General features: G+C 70.6%; 18 protein-coding genes. 13 read left to right on the forward strand and 5 right to left on the reverse strand.

Features of this window, described 5'->3' with window-relative positions:
* The first annotated feature begins 7 nt into the window (after positions 1-7).
* Complete coding sequence (locus OHS18_RS42900) at positions 8-814, forward strand: DUF3592 domain-containing protein (protein ID WP_328614658.1); 807 nt, start codon at positions 8-10, stop codon at positions 812-814.
* Positions 815-823: 9 nt separating this feature from the next.
* Here OHS18_RS42900 and OHS18_RS42905 read toward each other — a convergent pair whose 3' ends face one another.
* Complete coding sequence (locus tag OHS18_RS42905; protein ID WP_328614659.1) at positions 824-1,456, reverse strand: TetR/AcrR family transcriptional regulator; 633 nt, start codon at positions 1,454-1,456, stop codon at positions 824-826.
* Between the two features lie 78 nt (positions 1,457-1,534).
* Here OHS18_RS42905 and OHS18_RS42910 point away from each other — a divergent pair, with 78 nt between their 5' ends.
* The 8 genes from OHS18_RS42910 (at position 1,535) to OHS18_RS42945 (ending at position 8,349) form a co-directional block, all read left to right on the forward strand.
* On the forward strand, positions 1,535-3,094 hold the full coding sequence (locus OHS18_RS42910; protein WP_328442976.1) for an anthranilate synthase component I: 1,560 nt from the start codon (positions 1,535-1,537) through the stop codon (positions 3,092-3,094).
* Between the two features lie 58 nt (positions 3,095-3,152).
* The gene (locus tag OHS18_RS42915) at positions 3,153-3,680 is read left to right on the forward strand and encodes a Trp biosynthesis-associated membrane protein (protein ID WP_328459017.1); all 528 of its coding nucleotides are present in this window, start codon (positions 3,153-3,155) and stop codon (positions 3,678-3,680) included.
* A 124-nt stretch (positions 3,681-3,804) separates the two neighbouring features.
* Positions 3,805-4,614 carry an indole-3-glycerol phosphate synthase TrpC gene (trpC, locus tag OHS18_RS42920; protein WP_328442975.1) on the forward strand — a complete coding sequence of 270 codons (810 nt, stop codon included), beginning with the start codon at positions 3,805-3,807 and terminating at the stop codon, positions 4,612-4,614.
* Positions 4,593-5,852: a tryptophan synthase subunit beta gene (trpB, locus tag OHS18_RS42925; RefSeq protein WP_442875449.1), complete on the forward strand. Its 1,260-nt coding sequence runs from the start codon at positions 4,593-4,595 to the stop codon at positions 5,850-5,852. Before trpC ends, trpB begins: the two co-directional genes overlap by 22 nt.
* Positions 5,849-6,640 (forward strand): tryptophan synthase subunit alpha, encoded by a 792-nt coding sequence (gene trpA, locus OHS18_RS42930; protein WP_328442974.1) that lies wholly within the window; start codon positions 5,849-5,851, stop codon positions 6,638-6,640. The genes trpB and trpA overlap by 4 nt, the downstream gene beginning before the upstream one ends.
* 33 nt (positions 6,641-6,673) lie before the next feature.
* Positions 6,674-7,054 carry a MerR family transcriptional regulator gene (locus tag OHS18_RS42935; RefSeq protein WP_328614661.1) on the forward strand — a complete coding sequence of 127 codons (381 nt, stop codon included), beginning with the start codon at positions 6,674-6,676 and terminating at the stop codon, positions 7,052-7,054.
* Positions 7,055-7,156: 102 nt separating this feature from the next.
* Complete coding sequence (locus OHS18_RS42940) at positions 7,157-7,648, forward strand: Uma2 family endonuclease (RefSeq protein WP_328614662.1); 492 nt, start codon at positions 7,157-7,159, stop codon at positions 7,646-7,648.
* A gap of 47 nt (positions 7,649-7,695) precedes the next feature.
* Positions 7,696-8,349 (forward strand): peptidoglycan recognition protein family protein, encoded by a 654-nt coding sequence (locus OHS18_RS42945; RefSeq protein ID WP_328614663.1) that lies wholly within the window; start codon positions 7,696-7,698, stop codon positions 8,347-8,349.
* Here the strand turns inward: OHS18_RS42945 and OHS18_RS42950 are convergent.
* Positions 8,341-9,699 (reverse strand): glutamine synthetase family protein, encoded by a 1,359-nt coding sequence (locus OHS18_RS42950; protein ID WP_328614664.1) that lies wholly within the window; start codon positions 9,697-9,699, stop codon positions 8,341-8,343. The two genes, OHS18_RS42945 and OHS18_RS42950, sit on opposite strands and share 9 nt — an antisense overlap.
* A 208-nt stretch (positions 9,700-9,907) precedes the next feature.
* On the opposite strand from OHS18_RS42950, the gene OHS18_RS42955 reads away from it, so the two are divergent.
* From OHS18_RS42955 to OHS18_RS42965, 3 genes are all read left to right on the forward strand, one after another.
* The gene (locus tag OHS18_RS42955; RefSeq protein WP_328614665.1) at positions 9,908-10,243 is read left to right on the forward strand and encodes a hypothetical protein; all 336 of its coding nucleotides are present in this window, start codon (positions 9,908-9,910) and stop codon (positions 10,241-10,243) included.
* A gap of 88 nt (positions 10,244-10,331) precedes the next feature.
* Complete coding sequence (locus OHS18_RS42960; RefSeq protein WP_328442968.1) at positions 10,332-10,541, forward strand: hypothetical protein; 210 nt, start codon at positions 10,332-10,334, stop codon at positions 10,539-10,541.
* A gap of 69 nt (positions 10,542-10,610) precedes the next feature.
* A complete protein-coding gene (locus tag OHS18_RS42965; protein ID WP_328614666.1) occupies positions 10,611-10,817 on the forward strand; it encodes a hypothetical protein in 207 nt (68 codons plus the stop codon).
* A 125-nt stretch (positions 10,818-10,942) separates the two neighbouring features.
* Here OHS18_RS42965 and OHS18_RS42970 read toward each other — a convergent pair whose 3' ends face one another.
* Together OHS18_RS42970 and OHS18_RS42975 are read right to left on the reverse strand one after the other, a co-directional pair.
* Positions 10,943-11,170 carry a hypothetical protein gene (locus tag OHS18_RS42970; RefSeq protein WP_328442966.1) on the reverse strand — a complete coding sequence of 76 codons (228 nt, stop codon included), beginning with the start codon at positions 11,168-11,170 and terminating at the stop codon, positions 10,943-10,945.
* A 151-nt stretch (positions 11,171-11,321) separates the two neighbouring features.
* The gene (locus tag OHS18_RS42975; protein ID WP_328614667.1) at positions 11,322-11,600 is read right to left on the reverse strand and encodes a hypothetical protein; all 279 of its coding nucleotides are present in this window, start codon (positions 11,598-11,600) and stop codon (positions 11,322-11,324) included.
* A 117-nt stretch (positions 11,601-11,717) separates the two neighbouring features.
* Between OHS18_RS42975 and OHS18_RS42980 the strand changes: the two genes are divergently transcribed.
* Entirely contained in the window at positions 11,718-12,479 is a 762-nt protein-coding gene (locus OHS18_RS42980) for a GntR family transcriptional regulator (RefSeq protein WP_328442964.1), read from the forward strand.
* Between the two features lie 61 nt (positions 12,480-12,540).
* On the opposite strand, the gene OHS18_RS42985 is transcribed toward OHS18_RS42980, so the two are convergent.
* The gene (locus OHS18_RS42985; RefSeq protein WP_328442963.1) at positions 12,541-12,756 is read right to left on the reverse strand and encodes a hypothetical protein; all 216 of its coding nucleotides are present in this window, start codon (positions 12,754-12,756) and stop codon (positions 12,541-12,543) included.
* Between the last annotated feature and the right edge of the window lie 11 nt (positions 12,757-12,767).

Genomic DNA, 12,767 nt, shown 5'->3' on the forward strand with positions numbered 1-12,767 from the left:
TGCGCCGATGGGGGAAGAAACGGCTTCACCGCTGACGCCTGAGGAAACCGCGCCGGACGGGACGCCACCGGATCCGGCCGTCCGGATCGCCAGGCTGCGGGTGTTCGGCCGGCGCGCGCTGGTCATCGCGCTGCTGTTGCTGGTGGCCGCCGGAGGTGTGTTCGCCGGCCTGATCGTGTACGAGCACCCGGCTCGCGCGCTTCTGCGCGACGGTGTCCACGTCTCCGGGAAGGTGCTGTGGTTCGACGACCTTCGGGGAGCGCAGGCGATCCGCGTCTCCTACGACGTGGGAGGCGAACCGAGCTACGCCACCATCCCCGTGACCTCGGGACGGCGCTACATCGTGGGCGGGACGCTCACGGTGATCTACGACCCCGCGAACCCGTCCCGGGCGCGCACGATCCTGGAAGACCGCCTGGACGGCCGGGTGTCCGGGTTGTTCTGGATCCTCGGCTTGTTCGTGCTGACCTTCGCCGGCGTGAGCCTGGTCGCGTCGGTCCGGTGGCGGCGGCGGCACCGGGCGGTGCTGCGGACCGGCTGGCGGCCGGCCGTGGCCACCGTGTCGCCCGACTACCCGGTCCAAAGCGGCAGGCACCTGCCGGACATCCTCGTCGAGTACCGCGACGGCAGCCGTGCCGAGCTGCGGGCTTCCATGTCGTGTCACGGCAGCACGTACCTGTGGCACCGGCCTCGCCGGCCGGCGTGGGTGGGCGGCTCGGGCCGGGACATGGTCGTGCTCTTCTCGCGCGGCGACCGGCGCCGGCCGTACGCGGTCCCGGCGTTCGACCGGAAGTCGGGCCTCGACCTGGGCTGACGCGGTTCGCTAGCCGATGTCGCCGCTGATGTAGCGCTGCACGTTCGGGGCCACCGCGGCCACCAGGGTCTCGACGTCCGACTCGGCCAGCGGCTCGAACTTCGCGACGTAGCGGATCATGCCCATGCCGACCAGCTGGGACGCGCAGAGCGTCGTGCGCAGGGGGATCCGGTCGGAGCCGACCGACGAAAGCACGTGGGTGAAGAACTTCTGGAAGAAGTCGCGAAGCACGTGGCCGGCCTGCTCGTGGCCGGCGACGCTGCGGATGAGGGCGACGAACACCCCGCCGCCCGCGCTGTCCCAGCGGGTCAGGAACGTGCGGACGATCCGTTCGCCGAACTCCTCGTCCGGGCCGTCGCGCAGGGTTTCCATCAGCTCCAGGGGATCGAACGGCAGCTCCAGCACCGCGCGGGCGAACAGGCCCTCCTTGCTGCCGAACCAGTGGTTGACCATCGCGGCGTCGACACCGGCGCGGGTGGCGATCGCGCGCACGGTGGCGCCGTCGTAGCCGTTTTCGGCGAACACCGTCCGGGCGGCGTCGATCAGGGCGGTGCGCGTGTCCTGGCCCGCGGGCCGCCGGCCGCGGCGCCGCGCCGTAGTGTCGGGATTGTCGGTGGTGCTCACCGCTCCATCATGACCCATCCCCGATCCTGAATTCAACATTTGCTGAATTCGGGACCCCGCGCGGCCCGGTTCGCGCGGGGCGGCACAATGACTTCCATGGTCAGCGCTTACGCCGGTTCCACCGGCCCCGGCTCGGTCAGCCCGTCCCGCGAGGACTTCCGCGCCCTCGCCGAGAGCCGCCGCGTGATCCCGGTCGTGCGCCGGGTGCTCGCCGACGGCGAGACGCCGATCGGGGTCTACCGCAAGCTCGCCGCCGACCGGCCGGGCACCTTCCTGTTCGAGTCCGCGGAGAACGGCGCCTCCTGGACGCGCTGGTCGTTCATCGGCGTCCGCAGCCCGGCCGCGCTCACCGTCCGCGACGGCCAGGCGGTCTGGACCGGCACCCCGCCGGTCGGCCTGCCGGCCGAAGGCAACCCGCTGACCGTGCTGCGCGAGACGATCGAGGCGCTGCACACCGAGGCCCTGCCCGGCCTGCCGCCGCTCACCGGCGGGATGGTCGGCTACATCGGCTACGACGCCGTCCGCTGGCTCGAAAAGCTGCCCGAGCTGGCCGAGCGCGACCTCGACATCCCCGAGCTGACCATGCTCCTGGCCACCGACCTGGCCGCGTTCGACCACCACGAGGGCACGGTCACGCTCATCGCGAACGCCGTCAACTGGGACGACTCGCCCGAGCGCGTGGACGCGGCCTACGACGACGCCGTCGCCCGGCTGGGCGCGATGACCGAGCAGCTGCAGGTGCCCGCGCCCGCCACGATCGCCGCGTTCGACCGGCCCGCGCCGGAGTTCACCCGGAAGCGCTCCAAGGAGGACTTCCACGCCGCCGTGAACAAGGCCGTCGAGGCGATCAAGGCCGGCGAAGCGTTCCAGATCGTGCCTTCGCAACGCTTTGAGATCGCCACCGCCGCCGACGCGCTCGACATCTACCGCGTGCTCCGGACGTCCAACCCGAGCCCGTACATGTACCTGCTGCGGCTCGAGGGTTTCGACATCGTCGGATCCAGCCCCGAGTCCCTGGTCACCGTGCGGGACGGCAAGGCGACCACGCACCCGATCGCGGGCACCCGCTGGCGCGGCGCCGACCCGGAGGAGGACGCGCAGCTGGCCAAGGACCTGCTGGCCGACGACAAGGAGCGCGCCGAGCACCTGATGCTCGTCGACCTCGGCCGCAACGACCTGGGCAAGGTCTGCAAGCCGGGCACCGTGCGCGTCGTCGACTTCTTCCAGATCGAGCGCTACAGCCACGTCATGCACATCGTGTCCACCGTCACCGGCGAGCTGGCCGAGGGCAGGACGGCGTTCGACGCGGTCACCGCGTGCTTCCCGGCCGGGACGCTGTCCGGCGCGCCGAAGGTCCGCGCGATGGAGCTGATCGAGGAGCTGGAGCCGGTGCGCCGCGCGCTGTACGGCGGCGTCGTCGGCTACCTCGACTTCGCCGGGGACGCCGACACGGCGATCGCGATCCGCACCGCGCTGGTGAAGGACGGGATCGCGCACGTCCAGGCCGGGGGCGGGGTGGTCGCCGACTCGGTCGCGGACTACGAGGACACCGAATCGCTGAACAAGGCGCGGACGGTGCTGTCCGCGGTCGCCGCGGCCCAGACCATGGTGCCGGCGGGCCGGCTCGACCCGGCCGCGGACGCCGCTCATGTCTGAGCCGGAGGTGGCGGACCCCGAAACCACGACGCCGCGGCCGTCGCGGCGTCCACTGTGGATGATGGTGGTCGCGCTGCTGCTGGGCGCGCTCGCGCTGTGGGGTGCGGCCAAGCTGACCTGGTACGCCGAGTTCCGCGACGGCGGCGTCCGCGGCACGGTCCTCTACCGCGAGACCGGCGAGCAGCGCGCGACGGCGCTCGTGCCGCTGGCGCTGCTCGCGCTCGCCGGGGTGGCCGGCCTGATCGCCACCGGCGGCTGGGCCCGGCGCGTCCTGGGGGCCGTGCTGGCGCTGGCCGGGGTGGCGGCCGGGTGGGCCGGCGTGGCGGGCGTCCGGTTCACCGGGTGGGCCGACGGGCTGCCGGTGACGCAGATGCTGCTCGGGCGCGGCCTGGCCGTGCTCGGGGGAATTCTCGTCGCCGCCGGCGGGTTGGCAGCGATCAAGGGTGCCGGGCGCGGTGCCCGGCTCGGCGCGAAGTACGCGGCCCCGGCCACCCGGAAGAAGGTGCGTGATCCGGACGCCGAGCTGTGGGAAGCGCTGTCGGAGGGCGAGGATCCCACGGAGGGTGGCGGGCGGCATTCGGAGTAACGCGCACACCCGGAACCGGGCGCTTCGGATGCGGGGGTTAGCATCGTTTCGGCGGGAAGGGGAAGGTTTTTGTGAGCGACTTTGCGAGTGAAACCGTGACCACGAGCCCGGGCGGGGGCGCCCGGTGAGCGTGCTCGAAGAGATCGTCGCCGGCGTGCGGGAAGACCTCGCCGTGCGGGAATCCGCGCTGCCCTTCGACCAGCTGAAGGTCCGCGCGGCCGCCGCGCAGCCGCCCCGCGACGTGATGACCGCGCTGCGCGAGTCCGGCATCGGCGTGATCGCCGAGGTGAAGCGCCGCAGCCCGTCGAAGGGCGACCTGGCCGACATCCCCGACCCCGCCGCGCTGGCCAAGGACTACCAGGACGGCGGCGCGCGGGTGATCAGCGTGCTCACCGAGCAGCGCCGCTTCGGCGGCTCGCTGGCCGACCTCGACGCCGTCCGCGCGGCCGTGGACATCCCGGTGCTGCGCAAGGACTTCATCGTCAGCCCCTACCAGGTGCACGAGGCCCGCCTGCACGGCGCCGACATGGTGCTGCTGATCGTCGCCGCGCTGGAGCAGAACGCGCTCGCCGCGCTGCTCGACCGGGTCGAGTCGCTGGGCATGACCGCGCTGGTGGAGATCCACAACGCCGAGGAGGCCGACCGGGCCCTCGAGGCGGGCGCCAAGGTCATCGGCGTCAACGCGCGCAACCTGCACACCCTCGAGGTGGACCGGGACGTCTTCTCGCGGCTGGCCCCCGGCCTGCCGATGGACGTCTACAAGGTCGCCGAGTCGGGGGTCCGCGGGCCGGGCGACCTGATGTCCTACGCCGGGCACGGCGCCGACGCGGTGCTGGTCGGCGAAGGCCTCGTCGCCTCGGGTGACCCGAAGGGCGCCCTGGTCAAGCTGGTCACCGCCGGATCGCACCCCGCCTGCCCGAGGCCCTCCCGGTGACCGAAGAGCACAGTGTTGTTCAGCAGCCTCGCGAGCACGGCACTTCACACGACCCGGACGAGCGTGGCTACTACGGCCCGTACGGCGGCCGGTTCATGCCGGAGGCGCTGATCGGCGTCGTCGACGAGGTCGCCACCGAGTACGAGAAGGCCCGGCACGACCCCGAGTTCCTGAACGAGTTCAACCGCCTGCTCCGCGATTACGCGGGCCGGCCGTCGCTGCTCACCGAGGCCAAGCGCTTCGGTGAGCGCGCCGGCGGCGCGCGCGTGTTCCTCAAGCGCGAGGACCTGAACCACACCGGTTCGCACAAGATCAACAACGTGCTGGGCCAGGCGCTGCTCACCAAGCGCATGGGCAAGAAGCGCGTCATCGCCGAGACCGGCGCGGGCCAGCACGGCGTGGCCACGGCCACCGCGTGCGCGCTGCTCGACCTCGACTGCGTCGTCTACATGGGCGAGGTCGACACCGAGCGCCAGGCGCTGAACGTCGCGCGCATGCGGCTGCTCGGCGCCGAGGTCATCCCGGTCAAGACCGGTTCGCGGACGTTGAAGGACGCGATCAACGAGGCGCTGCGCGACTGGGTGGCCAACGCGGACACCACGCACTACCTGTTCGGCACGGCGGCCGGTCCGGCGCCGTTCCCGGCGATGGTCCGCAACTTCCACCACATCATCGGCACCGAGGCCCGCGAGCAGATCCTCGAGCAGGCCGGCCGCCTGCCCGACGTCGTCGCGGCCTGCGTCGGCGGCGGGTCGAACGCGATCGGCATCTTCTCGGGCTTCTACGACGACCCGTCCGTGCGGCTGGTCGGCCTGGAGCCGGGCGGCGAAGGCATCGACGGCAACCGGCATGGCGCGACCCTCACCAAGGGCACCCCGGGCAACCTGCACGGCGCGATGACCTACCTGCTGCAGGACGAGGACGGCCAGACGGTCGAGTCGCACTCGATCTCGGCCGGGCTGGACTACCCGGGTGTCGGCCCGGAGCACGCGTGGCTGAAGGACACCGGCCGCGCCGAGTACCGCCCGATCACCGACGCCGAGGCGATGGACGCGTTCATGCTGCTCTCGCGCACCGAGGGCATCATCCCGGCGATCGAGTCGGCGCACGCGCTGGCCGGCGCGCTGGACCTGGGCCGCGAGCTGGGCCCGGACGGCCTGATCGTGGTCAACCTGTCCGGCCGCGGCGACAAGGACATGGACACGGCGGCGAAGTGGTTCGGGCTGGTGGACAAGTGAGCGGGATCGACGACCTCTTCGCCGCGACGAGCGCGGAGGGCCGCGGCGCCCTGATCGGCTACCTCCCGGCGGGCTTCCCGACCGTCGCCGCGTCGAAGGACCTCATCGCGGCGACGATCGACGGCGGCGCGGACCTCATCGAGGTCGGCGTCCCGTACTCCGACCCGGTGATGGACGGCCCGACCATCCAGGCCGCGTCGGTGACCGCGCTGGACAACGGCTTCCGCCTCAAGCACGTGTTCGAGGTCGTCGAGTCGATCTCGGCGCGCGGCGGCCGCGCGGTGGTCATGACGTACTGGAACCCGGTGCACCGCTACGGCGTCGACCGCTTCGCCCGCGACCTCGCGGCGGCCGGCGGGCTCGGCCTGATCACGCCGGACCTGATCCCGGACGAAGCCGGCGAGTGGATGACCGCGTCGGAGGCCCACGGGCTGGACCGGACGTTCCTGGTGGCGCCGTCGTCGTCGGAGGAGCGGCTCGCGAAGACGGTCGCCGCGGCCTCGGGGTTCATCTACGCGACCGCGGTGATGGGCGTGACGGGTGCGCGTGACCAGGTCGGCGCGGGTGCCGAAGAACTGGTCCGCCGCACGCGCGCGCACACGTCCCTCCCGATCGGCGTGGGCCTCGGCGTGCGCTCGGGCGACCAGGCGGCCCAGGTGGCGTCGTTCGCCGACGCGGTGATCGTGGGCTCCGCCCTGGTCACCGCGGCGGCCGAAGGGCCTTCCGGGGTGCACCGGCTGTCCGCGGAACTGGCCGACGGGGTGCGCCGGGCTGTCGCCACGGCTTGACCTGGAGTGCACTCCAGGTGCCACTCTGGGCCGGTGACGTCCTACACCCCGGCCCAGGTGACCGAAAAGACCGGCTTCACCATCGACACCCTCCGGTACTACGAGCGCATCGGCCTGCTGCACCACGTCGGCCGCACCGCCGGCGGCCGCCGCACGTTCACCGACCACGACGTGGAGTTCCTGCAGCTGCTGAGGTGCTTGCGCTACACGGGCATGCCGGTCGCGGAGATGCTGCGGTTCGTGGAGCTGCTGCGCTCCGGCGACGCGACCCAGGACGAGCGCCTCGACGTCCTGCGCGAGCACGAGGCCCGCGTCGAGGCCCAGATCGAGCGGCTGCGCGAGCACCAGGAGCACATCCAGTTCAAGATCAAGATGTACAGCGGCGCGTCCGAACTGGCTGTCACATCCTCGTGACGCCATCACCTGCCCCAGAACTGTCGGTGGTGGTCCGCATACTCCTCGTGTGACAGAAGAGTTCCGGATCATGCTCCGCCCGAAGGCTGGACGGCCGACGACGTGCTCGCGCTTTCCGCGGAGCAGACCTCGCGACAGCGGATAGAGGTTGTCGACGGGGTTCTCCTGATCGGCCCGTGGCCACGCCTCGAGCATCAGCGCCTCGTCGGCAGGCTGGCGGGCCGGCTCGCGGCGGGCGCGGGGAAGCGACTCGAGGTGCTCCCCGGCGCGAACCTGGTCCCGGGGAACCGGGGTGACCGGCTGCTGATCCCGGATCTGGTCGTGACCGACGAGCCCGGTCTGAAGGGCATGAGCCTGACCGAAAAGCAGGTCGTGCTCGTGGTCGAAATCGTGTCGCCGTCGACCGAGGTGCAGGACCGGATCCTCAAGCGTGCGCTCTACGCGGAGGCCCTGATCCCGTTCTACCTGCTGGTCGAGCCGGACACCGCGACCCTGTTCGAACGCCAACGCGGCGAGTACGTCCCCATCGCCAAGAGCGAAGCCGGGAAGCTCACCTTCACCCGGCCTTTCGAAGCCGAGATCACCCTGGCCTGACCGGGCTTTGTACAAAAGCTGTACGCGCCCGCGGCAGAGTCCGGTGCATGGACATCGGACACCTCCCGCGGTGCACGTTCCTCCGCGGCGCCACCGGTCTCGCCGTCGCCGGGGCGGCCGGCCTGCTCCTGCCCCGCGCGGCGAACGCCGCGGCGGCGCCGCGGATCTACAGCTGTGCCGAGTGGGGCGCGCGGCCGCCGTCGGACGAGCTGGTCACCCTCGACCACCCGGCGAACCGCATCCTCATCCACCACATCGCCAGCGCCAACAGCACCGACTACTCCCTCGAGCACGCCTTCCAGGTCGCCCGCGACGATCAGCACGACCACATGGACAACAACGGCTGGTCCGACACCGGCCAGCACTTCACCGTCAGCCGCGGTGGCTACCGGATGGAAGGGCGGCACGGCAGCCTCGACGCGGTGCGCGGCCGGACCACCATGATCCAGGGCGCGCACTGTCCCGGCCAGAACACCAACGCCATCGGCATCGAGAACGAAGGCCTCTACACCAGCGTCGAACCGCCGCGGTCCCAATGGGACTCGCTCGTCGTCTTCTGCGCCTACATCTGCCGCCAGTACGGCATCCCGGTCGAGGAGATCAAGGGCCACCGCGACTTCTACAACACCGAGTGCCCCGGCGACCGCCTCTACGCCAAGCTGCCGCAACTGCGGACGGAGGTCGCGAAAGCCCTAGTGTAGGTACCGCATCACGGCGCACAGCTCCGCCGGCGACAGGCGCCCGAGCCGGTCGATCTCGCCGCGGCGCACGTCCGTCAGCGTCGTCGCCAGCTCGGGACCGAACGCCTTCGCCAGCGCTTCGTCCGCTTCGAACGCCGTGACGGCTTCGGCCAGCGTCCGCGGCAGGCGCTCGGCGTCGGGCAGCGTCCCGGGGTCGACGTCGACCGGTTCCGGCAGGGTCGCCTCGGCGTCGATGCCGGCCAGGCCGGCGAACAGTAGCCCCGCCACCACCAGGTACGGGTTCGCGGTCAGGTCGAAGCACTTCACCTCGAAGTTCGCCGCCCGCTCGCGCTGGCCGGCCGCGCCCTGCACCAGCCGCAGCGGCGCTTCGCGGTTTTCCAGGCCCCAGGCCAGGAACACGCCCGCCCAGTGGTGCGGCTCCAGCCGCAGGTAGCTGACCACCGACGGCGCGCCGATCGCCAGCAACGCGGGCAGCCGCGAGAAGATGCCGGCGCCGAACGCCTCGGCCGTCGCGGTCAGCCCGAACCGGCGGTCACCGCCGGCGCACAGGTTGCGGTCGCCGTCCCACAGGCTCAGGTGCACGTGGCCGCCGTTGCCGACGCCGTCCGGCGCGAACTTCGGCGTGAACGACGCGCGCAGGCCGTGCTGCTCGCTGACCGTCCGGATCGTCTCGCGGGTCAGCACCGCGATGTCGGCCGCGCGCACCGGGTCGTCCGCCGCCACCGACAGCTCGAACTGCCCGGCCGCGTACTCCGGGTGGATCTGTTCCACCGCAACACCTTGCGCGGCCAGCGCCGACACCAGCGCGCGCAGGTACGGCGCCTGCGCGGAAAGCCGCGCGTAACCGTAGGCCGGGCCCGCCGCCGCCGAACGCGGGTCGTCCGGCGCGTCCGCCGTCGTGATCACCCATTCGATCTCGAACGCGGTCCGGACGTCGTAGCCCAGCGCCGCGAGCCGCGCCGTCGCCGCGGCCGCTTGCGCCCGGGAGTCCTGGGGGTGGGGGACGCCGTCCTGGTCGTAGCGGTTCGCCGGCGCCCACGCCCAGCCGGGCTGCGCGGCCAGCGGGACGAGCGCGTCGAGGTCCGGGTGCAGCCGCAGGTCGCCGACCGGGCCGCGCGAGTAGGTGCCGCCGACGATTTCGTCGGTGGCCAGGAAGAAGTCGAAGGAGTTCGACGCGCCGACGCCCCACGCAGCCGCCGACCACAGCCGGTCCACCGGGACCGCCTTCGTCCGCGTGATGCCGCTGTTGTCCACGAAGGTCAGCGCGACCAGCTCCACCCCGGCCGCGCGCAGGCCGTCGGCCCGGATGGCGCCCTGCTGCGCGAGTTCTGCCCGATCGAGCCGGCTCATCCTGCTCCTGTTCACTGGATACCGCGAGAAACCGGATACCTTGGGAAAGTGGAGGAGATCGTGTCAGACGCCGTCGAAACCCGTCCAGGCTGCGCCGCTCTCTCTCCGTCTGCCAGGCCGTCGGACTGTCCGTCGCGCTGATGGCCCCCAGACCGCGGCCGCCGCCGGCCGCGCCGTCCAGCTCGCCTCCCTGCTCTCGGCGGTCGGCGTGCCGCTGGTCGCGTACGGCTTCGTCAAGCTCTGCCAGTACTACCAGCATGCGGGGTCGGTCTACGCGTTCGTCGGCGCGGCCCGCGCCCGCGCCGGCGTCGTCTCCGGCATCGGCCTGCTCGGCACGTACACCTTCTACGCGGTCGTCACGAGCTCGGCGGCGGGTCTGCTCGGCCGGGCCTTCCTCACCCAGGCCGGCATCTGGCCGGACCCGCCGTCGTGGGTGTTCTTCGGCGCGACGGCTGACCCGCTGCGAACCGACATGACGAAGACGACCCGCCCTGACGCGGGTCAACAAGGCCCTGCGCTCCCTGGCACTCGATCGCCGGGTTGAGCACGGGGACCTTCCTCGTGTCTCCGGTGTAGCGGGTGGCCGGTCTGAACCGACAAGAGGGCGTAGAGCGATGACAGGAGGCCCACCAGTGGGGCGACAACAGGTCGACGTCTTCACAAAAGATGATCTCAACCAGATTGCATTGGACATCGAAGAAAGCATCAAGCAGTTGAAGCTCAGCCACCCCAGGACCGAGGTTCGTGTGTCGTCGATGACGTTGACCAACGTCTTCGTGCCGAGGGGACATCCGGATGCTGGGCTGACGTTCAGCGCCCTCGTCTGCTTCGACATCGGCTGACTGAGGTCGTGCGGTAGCAACGGCGCCCCCGGCACCGACTCTTCGGGAAACCCGACCGAGGAGGAAGCGGTGCCCAAACAGGTCATGGGTGCGTTCACCCACGTGGACCCCAATCAGATCGCACAGCAGGTGAGCAAGACGCTCGACATGAACTCGGAGTGGACGGTGGCGTCGGTGTCCATGAGTGAGAGTTGGAGCCCGGACGGCAACAACTACCGGATGACCGCGCTGGTGGTCTTCAACGTTGTTGAGCCCGTCGAGCCCAGCGTCCACTAGGTGGATAGTGCGGAGCCCCGCGGCGGCCTACGGGACGTGGGAACCGTGGGGCTCTGGCCTTCACCCGAAGGCGAAGAGGACACCCGGCCGACGCGCCGATGGAGGCAGCGCACCGACCGGGCTGACTAGGCGCGCCGGGGGATGTTCCGGCTTCGGCGGTAATTCGTGTCGCACTCCCAGCACGTCTTCACGCCGGTGGGGCGATGCTCGGTCGGTTCGTACTCGACCTCTTCCGTCAGGCCGCACAGCGTCGTGAGCTTCCCGCCGATGAAGTCGATCCCGGCGACCCGGTGCCAGACGTCGGCGATCAGGGGCTGAAGCTTCGCCTTGTCCAAGTAGACGACCACGCTCACGAGGACCACCCGCACACCGGCGTCCGAGCCTGGGTTCCGTCTTCCAAGAACTCGACTTGCGCCCACGAAGGTGTCTTGCCGCACGGACACCGCTCGTCCGCGAACGGCCTTGCGTTGCGCGTCCGGACGACCTTCGGCGCTTCGTCGGTCTTCACGATGGCCGTCCTTCACGTGCCATCCGCCGCTCTTCGGCGCAGCCGGGGCACACGTCGAACTTCGCGTGGCGCTGCAGCGCCACCAAGTCGATCTCCTGCCGGGTGTGCTGTTCGGGGAGGAGTTTCCCGGCCTCACACCACGGAGTCAGGCGGGCGAAGGACGGATCGGCGAGTTCCCGCTTCCGGTAGTCGCGAACTAAGCCGTGCACCGACCTGTGCCGTTGGGCGTAGTCGGCCTCCGTGTCGGCCCTGACCAGTCCTCGCACGCCATCCATGGCTTAGGTCCCTATGCGTGTCGCCCCACCGCCACTTATCATGACGTCCTGACAAGTTGACTGTCACACGAGGTGGGCAACCGGTCAAGACGAGTTGGCGAGTGGAGAATGATTCGCATGGTGGACCGCACGAGTGGAGTTCCCGCGTTCCGGCAAGTGGCGACCGACCTTCGAAGGAAGATCGATGCCGGTGAGTACGCACCCGGAGCCAAGCTTCCGAGTGAACGAGAACTGATCGACGCCTATGGCGTTTCGCGGCCGACCGTCCGCGAGGCGGTGAACCTCCTGAGGTCCGAAGGCGTGGTCAACGTCGAGCACGGACGCGGCGTATTCGTCCGTCCTCCCTCGAACGTTCGGCGGCTCGCCCGGTCCCGTCTGTCCCGTGAAGCACGCGGTCGGAACGAAGGCGCATTCCTGGCCGAAGCCAAGGCCAAGGGCTTCACCGCTTCGAGCAACGTCAAGGTCCGTTTCGAGCCGGCCGACGAACGTGCGGCCGAATATCTGCAGGTAGACATCGGGACCGAGCTGACGGTGAGGGACCGGGTGATGCGGGCCGATGGGCTGGTTGCTCAACTCGCGGTGTCCCGGCTGCCTCGCGAAATCACTCGGGGCACCGCGATCGAGAAGGTCGACACGGGCGAAGGCGGTGCTTACGCCCGTCTGGAAGAAGCCGGTCACGATATCGGTTCCTTCGCCGAACACGTCGGTGCCCGGATGCCTTCTCCGGACGAACTCCGGCTCCTACAACTCGGTGACGGCGTGCCGGTCTTGACGATCACTCGCGTGGCCTACGGCGCCAACGGTAGGCCACTGGAGATGAACGACATCACGCTCCCGGCCAGCCTGTACGTGCTCAGCTACGAGTGGGCCGCCGACTGACCTGAGGCGCGAAAGGCCCCCGACACTTGTGCTCGTCGGGGCCTTTCTGTTGCTCGGGCGGCTAGCTGGTGATCCCGGGGTCATCTACCGACGTGTGGAGCACGATGCCGACGGTGGTCAAGACGATGGGCGCGATGACCAGGGTCCACAGCAGGATCGTCCTGATCGAGTAGGTCACCGCCAGCTGCTCCAACGCGGCCTGCGGCATCGGGTCGTCGTCGTTCAGAATCCGGCTCTGCGCGGCGTCGCTGGCGGACATCGGCATGGGGTTGGACACGCTCGTTCTCC

It is taken from the genome of Amycolatopsis sp. NBC_00355 (genome assembly GCF_036104975.1).
Taxonomy (GTDB): Bacteria; Actinomycetota; Actinomycetes; order Mycobacteriales; family Pseudonocardiaceae; genus Amycolatopsis.

Bases quoted from the DNA above. Each gene is read 5' to 3' on its own strand.
- OHS18_RS42900 (WP_328614658.1), top strand. From the start codon at position 8: ATGGGGGAAGAAACGGCTTCACCGCTGACGCCTGAGGAAACCGCGCCG.
- OHS18_RS42905 (WP_328614659.1), bottom strand. From the start codon at position 1,456: ATGGGTCATGATGGAGCGGTGAGCACCACCGACAATCCCGACACTACG.
- OHS18_RS42910 (WP_328442976.1), top strand. From the start codon at position 1,535: ATGGTCAGCGCTTACGCCGGTTCCACCGGCCCCGGCTCGGTCAGCCCG.
- OHS18_RS42915 (WP_328459017.1), top strand. From the start codon at position 3,153: ATGATGGTGGTCGCGCTGCTGCTGGGCGCGCTCGCGCTGTGGGGTGCG.
- OHS18_RS42945 (WP_328614663.1), top strand. From the start codon at position 7,696: ATGGACATCGGACACCTCCCGCGGTGCACGTTCCTCCGCGGCGCCACC.
- OHS18_RS42950 (WP_328614664.1), bottom strand. From the start codon at position 9,699: ATGAGCCGGCTCGATCGGGCAGAACTCGCGCAGCAGGGCGCCATCCGG.
- OHS18_RS42975 (WP_328614667.1), bottom strand. From the start codon at position 11,600: ATGGATGGCGTGCGAGGACTGGTCAGGGCCGACACGGAGGCCGACTAC.
- OHS18_RS42980 (WP_328442964.1), top strand. From the start codon at position 11,718: ATGGTGGACCGCACGAGTGGAGTTCCCGCGTTCCGGCAAGTGGCGACC.